A 19,191-nucleotide genomic window follows, 5' to 3' on the forward strand; every position below is an offset into this window, starting at 1 on the left:
CAGAGATTCCAGGATGCGCTGAACCGCTCTAGGGAAGATAGGGCACGCCATCATCGTGCTCCATGCCGAAGGAATTCCCCATGCCTTTTCCCGATGAGATCGCCGAGGATTTGCCTTTCCTCACGTCGCTTCGCCATAATCTTCATGCCCACCCCGAACTCGGCTTCGAGGAGGAGCGCACCAGCGGCATCGTTGCCACCTTGTTGGAGGAGGCCGGGCTGCCGGTGCATCGTGGCCTCGGCAAGACCGGTGTGGTCGGTACCCTACAGGTCGGCAATGGCACGCGCCGCATCGGACTTCGCGCCGACATGGATGCGCTCGCCATGCCGGAGAAGGCCAATCGGCCCTACAAATCCACCATTCCGGGCAAGATGCATGCCTGCGGGCATGACGGCCATACGGCTATGCTGATTGGCGCCGCCCGCCATCTTGCCGCCAAACGCGGCTTTTCCGGCACGGTGCATTTCATCTTCCAGCCGGCCGAGGAAGGTCGAGGCGGTGCGCGGCGCATGGTGGAGGAAGGGCTTTTCGATCTGTTTCCCTGCGATGCTGTCTACGGCCTGCACAACATGCCCGGTCTCGATATCGACGAGATGGCCGTCGTCGAGGGGCCGCAGCTCGCCTCGTCGGATAGCTGGCGCGTCACCTTCCGCGGCACCGGCACCCATGGCGCCAAGCCGCATCTCGGCAAGGATCCGATCACGGCGGCGGCGACCTTCCTGTCTTCGCTGCAGACCATCGTCGGGCGAGTGGTCGATCCGCTGCAGCCGGCCGTCGTCAGCGCCTGCTCGCTGCAGGCAGGCGATCCCAAGGCTCTGAACGTCATTCCCGACACCGTCGAGATCGGCGGCACGGCGCGCGCCTATACGCCAACGGTTCGTGATCAGCTCGAGGAGGAAATCGGGCGCCTGGCGCATGGCACGGCGGCCATGTATGGGATCGCCGTCGACTATCAGTTCGAGCGCCGCATTCCGCCCGTCGTCAATCATGCCGATGCCACGGTGCGGGCGCTGAAGGCCGCGACAGCAGTCTTTGGCGAAAAGGTGTTGACCCGTTTTCCGCCATCGACCGCCGGTGACGATTTCGCCTTTTTCGGCCAGAAGGCTCCGGGCTGCTACGTCTGGCTCGGCAACGGCCCGGCCGTCGACGGAGCTTTGCATCATAATACCGGCTATGACTTCAATGACGCTGCGATCGCCTCGGGCGTGGCCTTCTGGACGACACTGGTGGAGCAGGAGTTGGGTGAGGAAGGCTGAAGCTGCTTCGAATATGACGCACCTTCACCACCCCCCTCTGTCCCTTTCGGGACATCTCCCCCACAAAGGGGGAGATTGTTGGGAGTTTGTCGCTCGTCTATCAAAAACAATAAGCCGTGATTTCGGCAGACTCGATGTACCCATGAGGCGAAGAGGCTGCTCCAAGTTACCGATCTCCCCCTTGTGGGGGAGATGTCACGAAGGGACAGAGGGGGTGCGCACTATCCACGAACGCGTAGTAACTCCCCGAGCACCGGCGTTTCCAACACCTGTCCCGTCGCAACATCGGCAATGCCGCGATCCGTCTGGTGCGGCCCGGCATTGCAGGCAAGCGTTGCGCCGAAGCAGGCCTTAAAGACGAGGTAGGGCGGGTTCCAGTCGACGATAGTATCGATCGCTTCGCGGACGGCGCGGAAGGCGTTGGCGGTTTCCGCAAGCGGCGCATCGCCGACAAGTCCGGAGAGCGGCAGCGGCAGCAGCGCCTCGATCCTGCCGTCGCGTGCCACCGCCAGCCCGCCGCCCGCCGCGATGACGGCGTTGGCGGCAATCGCCATATCCTCTGCATTGCCGCCGAAAACCGTTAGGTTGTGGCTGTCATGCGAAACCGTGGTGCAGAAGGCGCCGCGCCATTCGCCCCAGCCCGTCAGGAAGCCGATGCGCGGCCGGCCGTCCGCCTTGCCATGACGATGGGCGACGGCAATCATGGCGGTTCCTGCCGGCGGCACGACGAAGCCGTTCTCTACATCGGCTTGCATTTCACCCCATTGCGTGAAGCGCGGCTGATCGATGGTCGCAAGCCGGACGTGGTTGCCGGTCGCCGCCACACGGAAATCGTTGTCGCTGAACGATGTCAGCTTGACCGAATTGCGCAGCAGCGCGGCATCGGCCGGCTCGATCAGACCGATCATGCGGCCGCTCTCGACGACTACGGCACCATTGACGATCACATGCCGCGCCTTGAAGCTCCGCAAATCTTCGAAGAGCACGATGTCGGCGCGTCGTCCGGCCGCGATCAGGCCCAGATCGCTGCGCCCCAGCCGCATGGCAGCATTGAGGGTCGCCGCCCGCAAGGCCCATTCAGGGTTAAGGCCATAACCGACGAGACGGCGCACCACATCGTCGAGGCCGCCGCCGTCATGAAGCTCGTCGGGAAAGACATCGTCGGTGCAGAGCGTCACGGTCTGCGGTAGAAAGCCGAGATCGTTGATGACGTCGGCGAATTCCGGCAGCAGATGGTCGTGCGAGCCGCGCAGCTCGATGGCAAGGCCCGCCGAGAGCTTGGCCAGCAGATCGGCGCTGGACGTCAGCTCATGGTCGGAGGAGACGCCGGCAGCCATGAAGGCGTTGAGATCGGCGCCCTCGAGCCCGCGTGCATGGCCGCAAATCATCTTGCCCGAAAGCAATCCAGCATTGACGATGTCAGTGGCGCGCGGATCGCCGTCGATGACGCCACGCATGGTCATGACCTCGGCCACGCCGCCGATATCCGGCCACGCCAGCATCTCAGCCATCTCAGCCGCGTCGAAATCGGCGCCGGCAAGCTCCAGCCCCGGTGCGGAAGGCACGCAGGACGGCGCCAGCGGTATCACGCGCAGCGGCAATCGCCGCGTCGCCTCGATTGCCCAGCGCACGCCGTCGAGACCGTGGACGTTGCCGAATTCGTGCGGATCCCAGACGATGGTCGTCACGCCGCGCGGCAGGACGGCTTCGGCATAGGCCGCCGGCGTCACCATCGAGCTTTCGATATGCATATGCGTGTCGATCAGGCCGGGCGAAAGGACGCAGCTCTCGGCATTGATTGTCCGCATCGCATCGGCGCGGCTGCCGGGCGCATGCACGCTCGCGATCAGCGGGCCGACGATGCCGATATCGGCGGAGCGAATCTGCCCGGTCACCATGTCGACAAGGCGGCCGCCGGCAATCAACAGATCGAAGGGTTGATCGCCGCGTGCTGCGGCGACCGCGCGTAAACGCAGCTCCGGAACATTCAGGTCCGCCGGTTCATGGCAATTTCCGCTCATTGGCCGGCCTCCCGAAGCAGCGCTTCGAATATGATCCGGCGTGCCTCCTCCGTATCGATTTCGGCGGCGAAATGAGCGTTGAACTTAGCATGCGAGGCACGGGTTTCGACGATGGTGCGTCCGCGCGTATGCTGTCCGTATAGTTCCACATCGATCCGGGCGTGCCGAAGGGTCGCTATCCCTGGCGCCACGAAAATGCCCGCCGCCGTCGGATCGTAGATCGCCATGGCCGGTCTGCCACGGCTGATGGCGATGTTGACATAGCCCTCCAGCAGGTCAGCGAGCAGCTGTGCCTTTTCGCCGGCGATCTCGCGGAGGCGGGCGACATCTGCGGGCCAGGCCAGCACCTTCCGGCAGATATCGAGATCGATCATGCACAACGGCAGGTCATGCGCCAGCACGACGGCGAGCGCTTCCGGATCGGCAAAGGCATTGAATTCCGCCGATGCCGTATGATTGCCCGCGGTGACGCCCCCGCCCATCCACGTCAGCTCATCGATGTGAGTGGCGAGATCGGGCCGTGCCAGCGCTAGCGCCGCGATGTTCGTGAGCGGCCCAAGCGCCAGAATGCGCTTCGGCCCGTTGCCGTCGGAAAGCCAGCTGCAAAGTGCAGCGAATGCATCGCTTACCGGCAGTGGATCAGCCGGCGGCAGGCTCCTGCCTGTGCTGGGAATGCCGGTCTGGCCGAGAATGCTTTGCGCCGTTTCCAGCTTGCAGAGGACGGGAAGTTCGCGGCCGGTATGAATCGGGAACGTCCAGCCGAAGGCGGCGGCCGCGTTTGCCGCATTGGCCTGGACATGGGACAGGGGCGCGTTGCCGCTGATGAGCGAAACGCCGTCGATGACGAGATCCGAATGCGCGACCACCAGGATGGCGGCGATGTCATCGAATCCCATGTCGGTATCGATCCAGATTCCCATGTCCTATCTCATCGATCTCGGCCGGAAGACGCGAGGGCAGCCTGGCCACTCGCTCCGGATGACGGATGCCGTGCCGTCAAGGCGGGAACAGTGCGGGACGCGCGGAGAAGTCTGCGCGTCCCGCAAATCGCTTAGCCGGCGAGCGCGTCGAGCACGCGGACCCAGGAGCGGATGCCCTTGTGATAGGAGCGCAGCTCGTATTTCTCGTTCGGCGAGTGGATGCGGTCGTCGGAAAGGCCGAAGCCGATCAGCAGGGATTCCATGCCGAGCATCTTCTGGAAATCGCCGACGATCGGGATCGAGCCGCCCATGCCGATGACGATAGCGGGCTTCGGCCATTCGTCGGAGAGCGCCGTCTTCGCCTTGGTCAAGGCCGGCGAATCGTAGGAAAGCTGGATGGCCGGCGAGCCGCCATGCTCTTGGAATTCCACCGAGCAATCCCCAGGAATCTTAGAACGCACATAGGCGCGGAAGCTCTCGCGGATCGCCGCCGGGTTCTGCTGGCCGACGAGACGGAAGGAAACCTTCGCCGATGCCTTGGCCGCGATCACGGTCTTGAAGCCGGCGCCGGTATAGCCGCCCGTAATCCCGTTCACTTCAGCCGTAGGCCGCGCCCAGGTGAGCTCCATCACCGAACGGCCCTTTTCGCCCGATGGGATCGACAGGCCGACGTCGCCGAGGAATTTTTCGGCTGTCATGCCGAGCGTTTCCCAGGAGGCCTTGATGTTGGCAGGCGTCTCCTCGACGCCTTCATAGAAGCCGGCAAGCGTTACGCGCCCCGTCTCGTCATGCAGGCCTGCGAGGATATCGGTGAGAATATGGATCGGATTGGCGGCAGCGCCGCCGTAGAGGCCCGAATGCAGGTCGCGGTCGGCGGCGGTGATGACGATCTCCTCGCCCACCAGTCCACGCAGGCCGGCAGAGATTGCCGGCGTATCGCCGTCCCACATGCCGGTATCGCAGACAAGGGCGAAATCCGCCTTCAGCTCGGCCGCATTGGCTTCGAGGAAGGGCTTGAGCGAGGGCGAGCCGGATTCCTCCTCGCCTTCGAACAGGATGGTGATGCGCACCGGAAGCGTACCCCTGGTTTCCTTATAGGCGCGCACCGCCTCGACGAAGGTCATCAACTGGCCCTTGTCGTCGGAGGTGCCACGGCCGACCAGAATCTTGCGGCCGTTGCCCATGTCCTTGATCGCCGGGGCGAATGGATCGCTTTCCCAGAGCTCGATCGGATCGACCGGCTGCACGTCGTAATGGCCGTAAAAGAGCACATGCGGGGCATCGGCGCTGCCGGCATCGTGATGCGCAACCACCATCGGATGTCCGGGCGTATCGCGCACGGAGGCCGTAAAGCCCAGCGAGTTCAGGTAGGCGACCAGCCATTCCGCCGCCTTGCGGCATTCTGCCTTATAGTCCGGATCCGTCGAAATGGACTTGATGCGCAGCAGCTCGAAGAGATTGTCCAGGCTGGAGGGGAGGTTCTGATCGGCGCGATCAAGAACGGGCGATAGATCGGTCATATCCGACTCCTTACATGAGATTTGGAGGGACGATAGACCAAAGCCCGATTGGTTTCGAGGCGTTAAAATTGAAAATTTACCGTAGCTTGCCGGGTTGGGTTGAGCTCGCTCTTATGTGATTAGTTGCGTATGTAGTTTACAAGTTTTTTAGAGTATTAGAAATAACGTTAATCCAGAAGAGTATTCTGGAGGCGCGTAATGTTTTCAGTGATTGCATGTATTCGTAACGATCATGACTTCAGGCTCATTCTCGTTGCTGCGGTCATTTGCCTCATCGGCAGCCTTGCCACCATGCTTCTGTTCTCGCGTGCGCAGGAATGCCAGTCGCATCAGCGTCGTTATTGGATCGCCGCTGCAGCCTTTGCCAGCGGCGTCGGTATCTGGGCGACCCATTTCATCGCCATGCTCGCCTATCAGAGCAGCCTTCCCATCTACTATGGTCTTTCGCTGACCGTGCTTTCGGTGGTTCTTGCCATCATCGGTTCCTGGCTTGCCGTTGCCATCGCCTTCGAGTGGGATAACGGCGTTTCCTTTGCTGTCGGTGGCATCCTGATGGCGTTTGGAATTGGCGCCATGCACTTCAGCGGCATGCAGGCCATCGAGGCCTCGGCAGAGCTTTCCTATGACTTGCAGCGCGTCGTCATTTCCATTCTCGTCGGTGCCGTCTTCTCCTCGCTGGCCTTCCTTGCCTTTCGCAGCCTTCATGGCCTCAGGCGCATCATTGCAGGCGCCTTTCTCCTGCTGCTGGCAATTTGTTCGCTGCATTTCACCGCGATGAGCGGTGTGACGCTGACGCCGGAAGCGGAGATGTCCGCCACCATCGTCTCTATCGATCGAAGCATTCTTGCCGGCATCGTCATGGCTGCCGCGACGGGCCTCATTCTCATCGCTCTCGGCGCGATCTTCATCGATCGTCATCTCACCGATCTCCGCGGCTTCGCCAACGCTTCGCTCGAGGGATTGCTCATCGTCCGCGACGGCAGAATCATCGATGCGAATGAGCGCTTCTTTGCCATTTCAGGATGGTCCGCCCAGCAGGTGACCGGCCTGGCGCCCGAAACCTTCCTGACGCTCGACATGGAGGCTCATGCCGAGGCGGCCATTCCGCTCGAGACGACGCTTTCGGGCTCAGACGGCAAATCGATCCCCGTCGAAACCGTACGGCGCTCCATCACCTATCGCGGCCATGAATGCAGCGTACTGGTCGTGCGCGACCTGACGGAACGGCGCCAGGCGCAGCAGATGATCGAGCATCTGGCCCATCACGATATCCTGACGGACCTGCCCAATCGCTCGCTGTTCGACCAGCGCATGCGTCAGGCGCTGCAGGTGGCCGACCGCAAAGGCGGCGAAGTCGCCATCTTCTGCCTGGACCTGGACCGCTTCAAGGCGATCAACGACGTCTTCGGCCATGCCGAAGGAGATCGTATCCTTTGCAAGGTCGCCGGCATCCTGCAACGTATCATCGAAGAGGGCGATACGGTGGCGAGGCTTGGCGGCGACGAATTCGCCATCATCCAGCCCAAGCGCCAGCAGCCCGTGGGCGCCACGCGTCTTGCCGAGCGCATTCTTGCCGAATTCGCCATGGAGATGGATACGGCGCGCGATCCGACGGCGGTCGGCGTCAGTCTCGGCATCGCCATCTATCCGCGTGACGGCGCCAGTGCCGAGCAGCTCTATGCCAATGCGGATACGGCGCTTTATCGCGCCAAGCGCGCCGGCCGGGGCCACGCCTGTTTCTTCGATGCCGAAATGGACAAGGCCGTGCGCATGCGTCGGCAACTCGAGAACGATCTGCGCCAGGCCATTCTTCGCAGGCAACTCTTTCTGGAATATCAGCCGATCTACGATGTTGGCAGCGACAGCGTCAGCGGCTACGAGGCGCTGTTGCGCTGGGCACACCCGGATCGGGGCTTGATCGATCCGGAGACCTTCATTCCTATTGCCGAGGAGAGCGGATCGATCGTCGCGATCGGTGAATGGGTGCTGCAGCAGGCATGCCAGGAAGCGATGCGCTGGAGCGAGCCTGCGAATGTCGCCGTCAACCTTTCGCCGCTGCAATTCATGATCCCCACCCTCTATGACCAGATCGAAGGGATTCTGCGAAGAACCGGTCTTGAGCCGCGGCGCCTCGAGCTGGAGATTACCGAAGCGGCCCTGATGCGCGAACGGACGGTTGTCATCGCGACATTGCAGCGGCTGCACCGCCTCGGCGTCCGCGTGGTCATGGATGATTTCGGCACCGGCTTTTCCTCGCTCAGCAATCTGCGCGCCTTCCCTTTCGATAAGATCAAGGTCGATCGCAGCTTCACCGGTGCCCTCGAACACGATCCCGCGGCGCGTTCGATCGTCCGCGCCATCATCGGCCTCGGGCACAGCCTGAACATGCCCGTCGTGACGGAAGGCGTGGAAACGGAAACCCAGCGCCGCATCGTCATCGAGGAGGGTTGCGCGCAGCTTCAAGGGATATTCTTCGGCAAGCCGGATGTCGGGCCTAGTCAGCACCACGCCGTCCTCGTCAAGGCGGTCGGGCAATCCTAGAGCTGCTTGGCGTTGTCCAGGACGCGCCGGATATATTCCAGCAGAAGCTCGCGCTCGAAATGGCGGAAGTCTTTCAGGAGGTCCGTATCCGCGGCCATCGCAGCTTCGATAGCCTCCGCCTCCATCGCCGCCGCCCGGCTCGTCAGGAAAATCAGTTGTGCCCGCTTGTCCGATGGATGCGGACGGCGCTCCACCAGCCCATCGCGCTCCATGCGCGATAGCGTATTGGCCATCGTCGCCTGTTCGATATCGACCCGTTCCAGCAATTGTTTCTGGGTGAGCCCGTCTTCGGACCATAATTCCAGCAGGATCGGAAACTGACCGGGGGAAAAACCGAGTTTCGCCGCGCGTTGGTGTAACGAGCGAGCAAATCCCTTTGCCATCTGACTGGCAAGGTAGGCGGCGGAGTCCATCCGATTAAATCCCATGATTGCAAATATGCCGACAATTCAGAATCAAGACAATCGGCAATTTCTTGGGTAGAGCTGCTCGAAAATCAGCAACTTCAGGCGCTTTTTTACGTTTTCAAGTTGCATTTTTCGGCATGAAAAAGCCGCCATGGCCTGGAGGTTCGCCATGGCGGCTCGTAAAGGGGGGACAAAGGCCCGGAGAGGGGATAGGCCTTTGTCCAAGTCTGACATGGCGGGGGACAGGCCGGTTGTCAGACCCTCGGCAAATCAATCGCCGGTGAACATGATTTGAGGTTCCGAATGTGGTTTTTCAAGGGAATGCGCAGATTAGATTGATTGAAACTTAGTAACGTTTCAGTGAGAGATTTCGCTCTTTCCACAGACGGCAAAAGCAGAAGTTTATATGGACGTTGGAAGTGCGCCACGCTATCCATGCTTCCATGAAAAAAGGTGATCATCTTTTCCTCGTCGACGGCTCCGGTTTCATTTTCCGGGCCTTTCACGCCCTGCCGCCGCTGACGCGCAAGTCGGACGGGTTGCCGGTCGGCGCCGTCTCCGGTTTCTGCAACATGCTGTGGAAGCTGCTGACCTCGGCGCGCGATACCTCCGTGGGTGTGACGCCGACGCATTTCGCTGTGATCTTCGACTATTCCTCGAAGACCTTCCGCAAGGACATCTTCCCGGAATACAAGGCCAACCGTTCGGCGCCGCCGGAGGAGCTGATTCCGCAATTCGGCCTCATCCGCGAGGCGACCCGCGCTTTCAACCTGCCCTGCATCGAGACCGACGGCTTCGAAGCCGACGATATCATCGCCACCTATGCCCGTCAGGCCGAGGCGACCGGCGCCGATGTGACGATCATCTCGTCCGACAAGGACCTGATGCAGCTCGTCACGCCGATGGTCCACATGTATGACAGCATGAAGGACAAGCAGATCGGCATTCCCGACGTCGTCGAGAAATGGGGCGTGCCGCCGGACAAGATGATCGACCTGCAGGCCATGACCGGCGACTCGGTCGACAACGTCCCCGGCATTCCCGGCATCGGCCCGAAGACGGCGGCGCAGCTTCTGGAGGAGTTCGGCGATCTTGACACGCTGCTCGCCCGCGCCGGCGAGATCAAGCAGCAGAAGCGCCGCGAAAACATCATCGCCAATGCCGAACTTGCCCGCATTTCACGCCAGCTGGTGACGCTCAGGACAGATGTGCCGCTGGAATTGTCGCTTGATACCCTGATGCTGGAACCCCAGGACGGCCCGAAGCTGATCGGCTTCCTGAAGACCATGGAATTCACCACGCTGACGCGGCGCGTGGCGGAAGCCTGCGATTGCGATGCGGCAGTGATCGAGCCGTCAGTCGTCAAGATCGAATGGGGTGAAGCTGCCCATGGCCCCGATCTCAATATCGGCGAGAATGTCGATCTCGTCGCTGGCAGCGTTGTCGAGGCCGAGGGGGCATCGGTCCCGGCGCCATCGGCCAAGGCGCGTCTGGCTTTGGATGGCACTGCTGAGCCCGAGGATCTCGCCAAGGCCCGCGCCGCGAGTTTCGCGAACGCGCCGATCGATCATTCGAAATATGTGACCATTCGCGATATCGCCACGCTCGATCGATGGATCGCGGATGCGCGCGAGACGGGCATCGTCGCCTTCGACACGGAAACGACGTCGCTCGATGCCATGCAGGCGGAGATTGCCGGCTTTTCGCTGGCGATCGCCGACAACCGCGACGATCCGACTGGCGTCTCCATCCGCGCCGCCTATGTTCCGCTCGGCCACAAGACCGGCGTCGGCGACCTCCTCGGCGGCGGCCTGGCCGACAATCAGATTCCGCTTCGCGATGCGCTGGCGCGCCTGAAGGATCTGCTTGAGGATGCCTCCATCCTGAAGATCGCGCAGAACCTCAAATACGACTACCTTCTGATGAAGCGCTACGGCATCGAGACGCGGTGCTTCGACGACACGATGCTCCTGTCCTATGTGCTCGACGGCGGCTCAAACGCCACGCATGGCATGGACAGCCTTTCGGAACGCTGGCTCGGCCACAAGCCGATCGCCTACAAGGATGTGGCCGGCAGCGGCAAGTCCAACATCACCTTCGACCTCGTCGATATCGACCGCGCCACAGCCTATGCCGCTGAGGATGCCGATGTGACGCTGCGTCTCTGGCTGGTGCTGAAACCACGACTTGCGGCAGAAAAACTTTCAGCCGTCTACGAGCGGTTGGAGCGGCCTCTGGTGCCGGTGCTCGCTCATATGGAAGAGCGCGGCATCACCATCGACCGGCAGATCCTCTCTCGCCTTTCGGGCGAGCTGGCGCAGGGTGCTGCGCGCTTGGAAGATGAGATCTACACCCTGGCCGGCGAACGCTTCAATATCGGCTCGCCGAAGCAGCTTGGCGATATCCTCTTTGGCAAGATGGGATTGGCTGGCGGCAGCAAGACCAAGACCGGGCAATGGTCGACCTCGGCGCAAGTGCTGGAGGATCTGGCGGCCGCCGGCTTCGAACTGCCGCGCAAGATCGTCGACTGGCGTCAGCTCACCAAGCTGAAATCCACCTATACCGACGCGCTGCCGAGCTACGTCCATCCCGAGACAAAGCGCGTTCATACCTCCTATTCGCTGGCCTCGACCACGACCGGACGCTTGTCATCTTCCGAACCGAACCTGCAGAATATTCCGGTGCGCACGGCGGAAGGCCGCAAGATCCGCACGGCCTTCATTTCGACGCCGGGCCACAAGCTCGTCTCCGCCGACTATAGCCAGATCGAACTGCGCGTGCTGGCGCATGTCGCCAATATCCCGCAGCTCAAGCAGGCCTTCGAAGACGGCATCGACATTCACGCGATGACGGCCTCGGAAATGTTCGGCGTGCCGGTGGATGGCATGCCGAGCGAAGTGCGCCGCCGCGCCAAGGCGATCAACTTCGGCATCATCTACGGCATCTCCGCCTTCGGCCTTGCCAACCAGCTCTCGATCGAGCGCTCGGAAGCAGGCGATTACATCAAGAAGTATTTCGAGCGCTTCCCCGGCATCCGTGACTACATGGAAGGCGCCAAGCAGGCGGCGCGCGACAAGGGCTATGTCGAGACCATCTTCGGTCGCCGCATCCATTTCCCGGAAATCCGCTCCTCCAATCCTTCCGTCCGCGCCTTCAACGAGCGCGCCTCGATCAATGCGCCGATCCAGGGATCGGCCGCCGACGTCATCCGCCGCGCCATGATCAAGATGGAGCCGGCGCTGGCCTCAGGCGGGCTCGGCGATCGCGTGCGCATGCTCTTGCAGGTGCATGACGAGTTGATCTTCGAAGTCGAGGACGCCGATGTCGAGCGCACAACGCCGATCATAGTCTCGGTCATGGAAAATGCCGCCATGCCGGCCGTCGATATGGCCGTGCCGCTGAAGGTCGATGCACGCGCCGCCCATAATTGGGATGAGGCGCACTGAGACGCCTATCCCGCGTCTTCTTCAGCTTCAGTGCTCTTACTTCCCAACCAGCGCTTCCAGCACCGAAACGATCGCACGTTCGGCCTCTTCGAGCGTGCCGCTATTGTCGATATCGGCGACATCGTAGCTGCCCTGAACGGTCAGCGCGCTTCTTTCCAGCCGCTTCAGCACGTCTTCGCGGTTCTCGCGTCCGCGCGCCATCAGCCGTTCGGCAAGCACTTCGCGCCGCGCCGTGATGTTGATGACCTTCAGCCGCGGAAATGCGGCCTGGAAGTGATGCAGCGCCGAGCGAGAGCCATTGGCGATGACCAGATTGCCTTGTGCAAGCACGTCGACAACTTCGGCCGGAATGCCGTATTTCAGGCCATGCGCTTCCCAGGAGACGGCAAAGGCTCGGGCCTGCTCCATCGCATCGAAATCCGCTTCGGAAACGCTTCTGTGATCCTCGTTGCCGGCATCGCCGTCCCGCGTGATGACGCGGCGGACGAAATGCACATCGGGCCGGCCGGCAAAATGCCGGGCGGCCAGATTCATCAGCGTATCCTTGCCGGCGCCGCTCGGGCCGACGACGACAGCGAGCGTGCCCGCCGTCGCATCCGCCAGACCGACATTAGCCGGCTTGATATTGGGGTCCGGGCTCATGCGACCCGGCGTCCTTCCCGCCAGACGGAGCGCGTAACCGGCACGCCGTGATCGCGGCGGACGCGCACGAGATCGGCGCGCAAGCCCTCGGCGATGCGGCCGCGGTCGTTGAGGCTGACCGTCCTTGCCGGCGTCGCCGTGACCATGGCAATTGCTTGGGGCAGCGAAATGCCCTCGACTTCGTCCGCGAGGATGAAGGGCGCATGCAGCAGGCTGAGCGGCACGTAATCGGAGGAAAGCACGTCGAGAACCCCGAGCTCGGCGAGATCGCGGGCGGCGATATTGCCCGAATGCGATTTGCCGCGCACGATGTTCGGCGCGCCCATCAGCACGCTCATGCCGGCGCCATGCGAAGCCTTGGCGGCGTCGATGCTGGTCGGGAATTCCGCAAGGCGAACGCCATAGTCGATGGCTTCGTCGACATGGGCGAGCGTCGCGTCGTCATGGCTTGCAACGGTGATGCCGCGCTCGGCGCAGATCTTGGAAATAGCGTCGCGGCTCGGCTTTGCGTACCTGGCCGATTCTTCCTGACGCTTGGCGACGAACTTGGCAAAGGCCTCGTCGCTGAGCCCGCGCTTCTTCTGATAGTAGAAAATGTACTGATCCATGGTCTGGAACTGGCGCTGGCCCGGCGCATGGTCCATCAGCGAGACCAGACGGACGTAAGGGTCCTTCTCGAAATCCTGGAAGTGGTCGAGAACATTGTCGGAAGAAACTTCGCAGCGCAGGTGGATCAGGTGATCGGCGCGCAGGCGATCTTCGCTTTGAGCCGCCTGGATGGCGTCTGCCATGTCGCGCATCTCGCCCTTTTCGAAACCGTCGTCTGCGTCCGAGCCCATGCGCAGGCAGTCGAATACTGTCGTGATGCCCGAGGTGACGATCTGGGCGTCATGCGCCTGGATCGCCGCCGTCTTGTTCCACCGCACGCCCGGACGCGGCGAGTAATGCGCTTCCAGATGGTCGGTGTGCAGTTCGACCAGGCCGGGGATCAGGTAATCGCCCTCGAAATCCTCGCCGATGGCTGACTTGCCTTCGGAAATGGCGGCAATGCGACCGTCACGGATCAGCACGGTGCCTTCGACGATCTTGTCTTCGAGGACTATGCGGGCGTTGGAAAGGACGGTTTCTTTGGTCATGTCAGGTCTTTCATATTAGGCGCCGGCAAGCGGCAGCCAGGAACGGACGGTAAAGGGAGCGCCACGCTCATCTTCGATAAAGACGGCGAGGCCGGAAACGTCGAGCGGCTTGCCGGTGTGGTCGGCGAAGCGTTCGAGCAGGACGTCATGCATCTCGGCTTGGCGCTCGGCAGGGACGCGTCCCGTCAAGGTCATATGGAAACGGAACTCGTCATTGACATAAGGATAGCCCCAACGCAGCAGATTGGCACGCTGCGGCTCGGTCAGGCCCTCCGGCTGGCGCCGGGCGACATCATGATCCGAAAGCGGTGCGCGGAAAGGTTCGAAGGTCTTGACCACGCGCGAAGCGAAATCCTGCAGCGGCTGGTGGAGCGACCCGGGAACCAGCGCGAAGAAATGCCCGATCTGGCCAAGCACCAGCTCAGGAATGGTGAAAGCCTTGGTCTGTGAGGCGAATTCGGCGGCGACATCGAGAAGATCGCGCTCGGTCACCGAACCGGCAAGCTCGAAGGGCGCCTTCAGCGTGGCATGGAAGCCGTAGCGGCGCGGGTCGGCCGTCAGTTCGGCATGACCTGCCGGCACGGGGCCGATGGCCTTGTCGGAAAAAATCTCATCGGAAAATGCGTCGCGTCCCAGCCAGAGGGCGGCAAGCGAGGTCAACGGATCGTCTTTGGGCGGCGTGAAATAGAGAGCATAGCGCAAGGCTGCATTCCTTGGAAAAATCGGCTGCGCGAGACACTGTTGGGTGATTTGCGACAAACCGCAAGAGCAGCAAGGCAGCAACGGTTCGAATCCGGCTAAAGCCGGTTCCGACGCTACGGTCTTGCCGGCCTGCGCTACCGGATTCCCGTGACAGAATGATGATGCGTAGAGATTTTTCTTGGCTTTTTTATTTCACCCGCGCGCCCATCAGCCGCGAGCGCAAAGCGCTGGATGCGGCATCGAACAGGAAGACGACGATGAGGATCAACAGCACCATGTAGGCGACGTTTTCCCAGTTGGAATTGGTGCGCATCGCTTCCCAAAGTTTGAGGCCGATACCGCCGGCGCCGACGGCGCCGATGATGGTCGCACCGCGCACGTTCGATTCCCACTGGTAGAGCGTCTGGCTGACGATGACGGGCACGATTTGCGGCATGATGCCGTAGCGATGGACGAGGATGGTCGACGAACCGGTGGATTTCACGCCTTCGCGCGGCTTGTTGTCGATATTCTCGAGGCCTTCGGAATAGAGCTTGCCGAGCGTGCCTGTCTCGGTGAGGAAGATCGCGCCGCTGCCGGCAAGCGGGCCGGGGCCGAAGGCACGCGTCAGGAACAGCGCCCAGATCAGCATATCGACCGAGCGCAGGAAGTCGAAGAAGCGCTTCAGCACCTGGTTGAGCAGCCGGTTCGGCGTGATGTTGCGGGCGGCCAGGAAGGCAAGCGGGAAGGCGGCAAGCGAGCCGAGCAGCGTGCCGAGGAAGGCCATGACGATGGTCTGGAACAGCTTGGTCCAAACGTCGCCATGCTGCCAGGCGCCATTATTCCAGATATTGTCGAAGGCCAGCGAAAGGTTGGACTGGGCAGAGTCCAGCCGCGGCCCGGAAACGATCAGGCCGATGACTTCGCCTGCCGGCTTGTCGAAGAAGGGCGAATGCGTGTCGAAGACGAAATTCGCCCAACCGATGAAGCGTTTGCGGATCTTCACGCGATCGGTGGAAATGCTGGCATCGCCGGCAAAGCCGAGATTGACCAGGATATTGTCGTCATAGACGGTCATCCAGCTGGGAACGGGCTCGGAGCCGACGATTTTCGGCGCGTCGTCGGTGATATCGATCGGGATCGTGATGCCATGCGCCGTCACGATGGCCTGCGTCTTGGTGACGGTAACCGTGCGGCTCGTGCCGCTGACGGAAACGGTCATGCTGCCATCGGGGTTGGTTTTGACCCAGTCCGGATTGGGGTTGTCTCCCAACGGCGAAAAACGCGGATATTTGATGCTGATCTTGTCGCCGGAGATGCGGAATTCCGGCTGCACGTCATAGCTGATCCATTCGCTGAGATAGATGCAGACGCGTTCCCAACGCGCTTCCGAAATGACTTTCGGCAGATCGAAGAACCAGACGGCATAGATGCCGTAGAGGATGACGCCGATGAACATCATCAGCGCGCCGAAGCGCTGGCGGAAAGACCGGTGAAGGATCTCCGGATACCGCGCTTCGATTTCCTGCATACGGCCGGCGTCGATGACGGACATGGTCAACCTCAATGCTGCAAAAGGAAGGCATGCTCGCCGACGAGGCGGCGGCGGAGCCATGCGGAAAACTGGTCGACGGCGATGATCGTCAGGAAGAGAAGCAGCACCAGCGCCAATGTCTTGGCGCCGAAACCGCGCGAAATCGCAAGTTTGAGCTCCTCGCCGATGCCGCCGCCGCCGACGGCGCCGATGATGGTGGAGGCGCGAACGTTGATCTCGAGCCGCAGCAGCGCATAGGACATGAAGTTCGGCAGCACCTGCGGCAGGGCGGCAAAGCGGACGCGCTCGCTCCAGCTCGCGCCGACGGCGCGCATGCCCTCGTCGGGCTTCATGTCGATATTCTCGACGACTTCGTAGAACAGCTTGCCGAGCGCGCCGATCGTATGCAGGCCGACCGCGATGATGGCGGCGATGGGACCGATCGACAGGATCGCGGAGAATAGGCCGGCGATGACGATTTCCGGAAAGGCGCGCAGAAGTTCCATGATGCGCTTGGTCACCAGCCGGATCGGATTGGACGGTGACATGTTACGCGCGGCGAAGAAGCTCAAAGGCACGGCGAAAACGAAGCCGATGATGGTCGATACCAGCGCCACGTTGATCGTGATGATCATTAGCTCGAAATATTCGGGGATGTAGAAATCGCCCCAGACATAGACTCGGCCGAGCGGGAAATTGAATTCCTCGCCGCCGGCGCCGTTTGCGCCATTCGGACTCTGCAGGTCGAAGAGCGCGCGGTAGACGTCGGCCCAGCCCTTTGGAATGAGCCAGCTCAGGAAATCGAAGAGATGCGGCAGGCGGTCAAAGAAATGGCCGGCGTTGTTTTCGTCGGCGAAGCGCACCGAGCTGACGAAGGCGACGAGCAGGATCGCGAGACCGATGCCGGTGTAGAGACGGCGACGAGCCACCATCTTGCTCCAGGCGTCGCCGATCTCCTTGGCGCTTTGCATGTTCGGATGCGTATCGGCGATCGTCATGAAATTCAGCCTTTATGAATAGCAAAAGGGCGGCCGTTGCCGGCCGCCCAATTATCGGGATGCGGATCAGCCGCCGATAGCAGCTTTGCGAACGTCGATAACGGCGTTGTAGAAGTCCGGGGTAACCTTGACGTAGCCCTTGAAGTCGCCGCCTTCGATGGCGTTGAAGCACTTGGCGTCAGCCGTCGGGAGCTTCATGAAGAAGTCCGTCAGCTTGGTCTGCCATTCGCTGCCGAGAGCGTTGCGAACGACGAGCGGGCCGTTCGGGATCAGCGGCGAACGCCATACTTCGACGAGCTTGTTCGGGTCGACGGCGCCCTTGTCGACTTCCTTGCGGAACGTACCGGAGGTGAAGCCGTCCTTGAAATCGCCTACGCCCGAGGAGTCGTCGACAGCAACATCGACCTTGCCGTCATAGGCGGCGAGCAGGTTGTTCTCATGGCCGCCGTTGAACTGGGTCGAGGCGAAGAACTTGTCGTTCGGCATGCCGGTGGTCTTCGGAATCTGCGTCAGCGGAACGAGGTAGCCCGAGGTGGAGTCCGGATCGGCATAACCGAGCTTCTTGCCCTTGGCGTCCGCGATCGTCTTGATGCCGGAGGACTTGAGGGCGAGGCCGATCGAGTAGTAGCCGGTCGAGCCGTCGGTCTGCTGCGTCGTCAGGATCGGGGTAACGGCCTTCGGGTCCTTGATGGCGATGGCTGCATAGCCGGAAGCGCCGAGTTCGGCGAAGTCGAGCGTGCCGCCGAGCAGACCCTGGATAACGCCGTTATAGTCGGCGGCCGGGAATAGCGAAACCTTCTCGAAACCGAATTCCTTCTTCAGGTGGTCGGAGAGGCAGGCGTAGTTGCGCAGGCGGTCGGCTTCGTTTTCGCCGCCGAGAATGCCGACGCGGAATTCCTTGAGATCTGCAGCGTTAGCAGCAGCGCCAACTGCGAGCGCGACGAGCGCCGTAGCGGCAAAGAGTGCTTTCTTCAACATGGGTTCGTCTCCTGATTAACCGGTGTCCCCGGATGTCTTCGCTCTGATAGAAGAAATGCGCCCTTGACGCGGGCCTTCGATCCCGGCCGTCCCTCTCAGAGACCGGCCAGTGCCAGCGGTTGCGGGCCAGCAGATTCAGTTGCCGCGGCCTGTGCGGCCGGATCGGCAATGTTGATGGAGGTCGACGTCATGGTCTCGTCGATGCCGGCGCCGTCCTTGTCGGTGCCATAGATTTCCTTGACGGCGGCTGCCGTCAGGTCGGCCGGCTTGCCGTCGAAGACGACGCGGCCAGCTGCCATGCCGACGATGCGTTCGCAATAGTTGCGGGCCGTATCCAGCGTGTGCAGGTTGGTGATGACGGTGATGCCTTCGCGCTCGTTGATGTCTCGCAGCGCGTCCATGACGATCTTGGCGTTCAGCGGATCGAGTGAGGCGATCGGCTCATCGGCCAGCATCATCTTCGGCTGCTGCATCAGCGCGCGGCAGATGGCGACGCGCTGCTGCTGGCCACCGGAAAGCGTGCCGGCCATCTGAAGTGCCGTCTGCTCGATGCCAAGGCGCTCCAGCGCGGCAATGGCTTGGATGCGCTCCTCGTGGGTAAAGACGGAAAGAAGGCTCAGCACGGTCGAGCGCTGGTTCAGGCGGCCGAGCATGACGTTGGTGAGTACGTCGAGGCGCGGAACGAGATTGAACTGCTGGAAGATCATGGCGCAGTCGCGCTGCCAGCTGCGCAGCGCACGGCCGGTCAGCTTGGAGACTTCGGTGCCGGAGAAGTGGATGGAGCCGGAGCTCGGGTCGGCCAGGCGATTGATCATGCGCAGCAGTGTCGACTTGCCGGCACCGGAACGGCCGATGACGCCGACCATCTGTCCCTGCGGTATGTCCAAAGTCACGGAATCGACAGCGAGCTTGTTGCCAAACCGGCGCGAGACATTCCTGAGTTCGAACATAGTGCTTCCCTTTCGCGGCTGCCGGGCTGCAAAAATTTCAGCGGTACCGGTGCTAAGAATGGGCGCGTGCCCCTGTCTCGAAAGGAGTTTCGAGGGGATGGCGCCGATCACAAAGCAACCGATTAGTCCCGCTTCATGAAGCTCCAATGTCAGTTTTATGT

Annotated in this window: 14 protein-coding genes; 3 read left to right on the top strand and 11 right to left on the bottom strand. The window is 61.8% G+C overall.

What is annotated here, in order from left to right:
* Positions 1-80 precede the first annotated feature (80 nt).
* Positions 81-1,256, top strand: a complete 1,176-nt coding sequence (locus FP026_RS00125; protein WP_149632629.1) for a M20 aminoacylase family protein — start codon at positions 81-83, stop codon at positions 1,254-1,256.
* A gap of 221 nt (positions 1,257-1,477) precedes the next feature.
* On the opposite strand, the gene FP026_RS00130 is transcribed toward FP026_RS00125, so the two are convergent.
* The 3 genes from FP026_RS00130 to FP026_RS00140 form a co-directional block, all read right to left on the bottom strand.
* Positions 1,478-3,277 (bottom strand): adenine deaminase, encoded by a 1,800-nt coding sequence (locus tag FP026_RS00130; protein ID WP_149632630.1) that lies wholly within the window; start codon positions 3,275-3,277, stop codon positions 1,478-1,480.
* The gene (locus FP026_RS00135) at positions 3,274-4,197 is read right to left on the bottom strand and encodes a nucleoside hydrolase (protein WP_149632631.1); all 924 of its coding nucleotides are present in this window, start codon (positions 4,195-4,197) and stop codon (positions 3,274-3,276) included. Before FP026_RS00135 ends, FP026_RS00130 begins: the two co-directional genes overlap by 4 nt.
* Positions 4,198-4,328: 131 nt before the next feature.
* Entirely contained in the window at positions 4,329-5,717 is a 1,389-nt protein-coding gene (locus FP026_RS00140) for a M20/M25/M40 family metallo-hydrolase (RefSeq protein ID WP_149632632.1), read from the bottom strand.
* Between the two features lie 198 nt (positions 5,718-5,915).
* Here FP026_RS00140 and FP026_RS00145 point away from each other — a divergent pair, with 198 nt between their 5' ends.
* Complete coding sequence (locus FP026_RS00145; RefSeq protein ID WP_149632633.1) at positions 5,916-8,258, top strand: bifunctional diguanylate cyclase/phosphodiesterase; 2,343 nt, start codon at positions 5,916-5,918, stop codon at positions 8,256-8,258.
* On the opposite strand, the gene FP026_RS00150 is transcribed toward FP026_RS00145, so the two are convergent.
* Complete coding sequence (locus FP026_RS00150; protein ID WP_112341813.1) at positions 8,255-8,671, bottom strand: MarR family winged helix-turn-helix transcriptional regulator; 417 nt, start codon at positions 8,669-8,671, stop codon at positions 8,255-8,257. The genes FP026_RS00145 and FP026_RS00150 overlap by 4 nt on opposite strands.
* A gap of 437 nt (positions 8,672-9,108) precedes the next feature.
* Between FP026_RS00150 and polA the strand changes: the two genes are divergently transcribed.
* The gene (polA, locus tag FP026_RS00155; RefSeq protein ID WP_149632634.1) at positions 9,109-12,111 is read left to right on the top strand and encodes a DNA polymerase I; all 3,003 of its coding nucleotides are present in this window, start codon (positions 9,109-9,111) and stop codon (positions 12,109-12,111) included.
* Positions 12,112-12,147: 36 nt separating this feature from the next.
* Here the strand turns inward: polA and phnN are convergent, their stop codons facing one another.
* The 7 genes from phnN to phnC all read right to left on the bottom strand — a co-directional run bounded on the left by phnN (position 12,148) and on the right by phnC (position 19,030).
* Positions 12,148-12,753 carry a phosphonate metabolism protein/1,5-bisphosphokinase (PRPP-forming) PhnN gene (phnN, locus tag FP026_RS00160; RefSeq protein WP_149632635.1) on the bottom strand — a complete coding sequence of 202 codons (606 nt, stop codon included), beginning with the start codon at positions 12,751-12,753 and terminating at the stop codon, positions 12,148-12,150.
* Complete coding sequence (locus FP026_RS00165; protein ID WP_149632636.1) at positions 12,750-13,889, bottom strand: alpha-D-ribose 1-methylphosphonate 5-triphosphate diphosphatase; 1,140 nt, start codon at positions 13,887-13,889, stop codon at positions 12,750-12,752. The genes phnN and FP026_RS00165 overlap by 4 nt, the downstream gene beginning before the upstream one ends.
* A 15-nt stretch (positions 13,890-13,904) precedes the next feature.
* A complete protein-coding gene (locus FP026_RS00170) occupies positions 13,905-14,591 on the bottom strand; it encodes a DUF1045 domain-containing protein (RefSeq protein ID WP_149632637.1) in 687 nt (228 codons plus the stop codon).
* A 187-nt stretch (positions 14,592-14,778) separates the two neighbouring features.
* The gene (gene phnE, locus FP026_RS00175) at positions 14,779-16,125 is read right to left on the bottom strand and encodes a phosphonate ABC transporter, permease protein PhnE (protein ID WP_149632638.1); all 1,347 of its coding nucleotides are present in this window, start codon (positions 16,123-16,125) and stop codon (positions 14,779-14,781) included.
* Between the two features lie 8 nt (positions 16,126-16,133).
* Complete coding sequence (gene phnE, locus FP026_RS00180; protein WP_149632639.1) at positions 16,134-17,102, bottom strand: phosphonate ABC transporter, permease protein PhnE; 969 nt, start codon at positions 17,100-17,102, stop codon at positions 16,134-16,136.
* Between the two features lie 66 nt (positions 17,103-17,168).
* The gene (gene phnD / locus FP026_RS00185; RefSeq protein WP_149632640.1) at positions 17,169-18,080 is read right to left on the bottom strand and encodes a phosphonate ABC transporter substrate-binding protein; all 912 of its coding nucleotides are present in this window, start codon (positions 18,078-18,080) and stop codon (positions 17,169-17,171) included.
* Positions 18,081-18,175: 95 nt separating this feature from the next.
* Positions 18,176-19,030, bottom strand: a complete 855-nt coding sequence (gene phnC / locus FP026_RS00190; RefSeq protein ID WP_149632641.1) for a phosphonate ABC transporter ATP-binding protein — start codon at positions 19,028-19,030, stop codon at positions 18,176-18,178.
* Positions 19,031-19,191: the final 161 nt, after the last annotated feature.

Source organism: Martinezella tropici, assembly GCF_008370325.1.
Lineage (GTDB): Bacteria > Pseudomonadota > Alphaproteobacteria > Rhizobiales > Rhizobiaceae > Rhizobium > Rhizobium tropici_B.

What these genes read in the sequence shown, in the direction of transcription:
- polA (WP_149632634.1), top strand. Translation starts at nt 9,109, where the DNA reads ATGAAAAAAGGTGATCATCTTTTCCTCGTCGACGGCTCCGGTTTCATT.
- FP026_RS00130 (WP_149632630.1), bottom strand. Translation starts at nt 3,277, where the DNA reads ATGAGCGGAAATTGCCATGAACCGGCGGACCTGAATGTTCCGGAGCTG.
- FP026_RS00165 (WP_149632636.1), bottom strand. Translation starts at nt 13,889, where the DNA reads ATGACCAAAGAAACCGTCCTTTCCAACGCCCGCATAGTCCTCGAAGAC.
- phnE (WP_149632639.1), bottom strand. Translation starts at nt 17,102, where the DNA reads ATGACGATCGCCGATACGCATCCGAACATGCAAAGCGCCAAGGAGATC.
- FP026_RS00150 (WP_112341813.1), bottom strand. Translation starts at nt 8,671, where the DNA reads ATGGACTCCGCCGCCTACCTTGCCAGTCAGATGGCAAAGGGATTTGCT.
- phnE (WP_149632638.1), bottom strand. Translation starts at nt 16,125, where the DNA reads ATGTCCGTCATCGACGCCGGCCGTATGCAGGAAATCGAAGCGCGGTAT.
- FP026_RS00125 (WP_149632629.1), top strand. Translation starts at nt 81, where the DNA reads ATGCCTTTTCCCGATGAGATCGCCGAGGATTTGCCTTTCCTCACGTCG.
- FP026_RS00140 (WP_149632632.1), bottom strand. Translation starts at nt 5,717, where the DNA reads ATGACCGATCTATCGCCCGTTCTTGATCGCGCCGATCAGAACCTCCCC.
- phnN (WP_149632635.1), bottom strand. Translation starts at nt 12,753, where the DNA reads ATGAGCCCGGACCCCAATATCAAGCCGGCTAATGTCGGTCTGGCGGAT.
- phnC (WP_149632641.1), bottom strand. Translation starts at nt 19,030, where the DNA reads ATGTTCGAACTCAGGAATGTCTCGCGCCGGTTTGGCAACAAGCTCGCT.
- phnD (WP_149632640.1), bottom strand. Translation starts at nt 18,080, where the DNA reads ATGTTGAAGAAAGCACTCTTTGCCGCTACGGCGCTCGTCGCGCTCGCA.
- FP026_RS00135 (WP_149632631.1), bottom strand. Translation starts at nt 4,197, where the DNA reads ATGGGAATCTGGATCGATACCGACATGGGATTCGATGACATCGCCGCC.
- FP026_RS00145 (WP_149632633.1), top strand. Translation starts at nt 5,916, where the DNA reads ATGTTTTCAGTGATTGCATGTATTCGTAACGATCATGACTTCAGGCTC.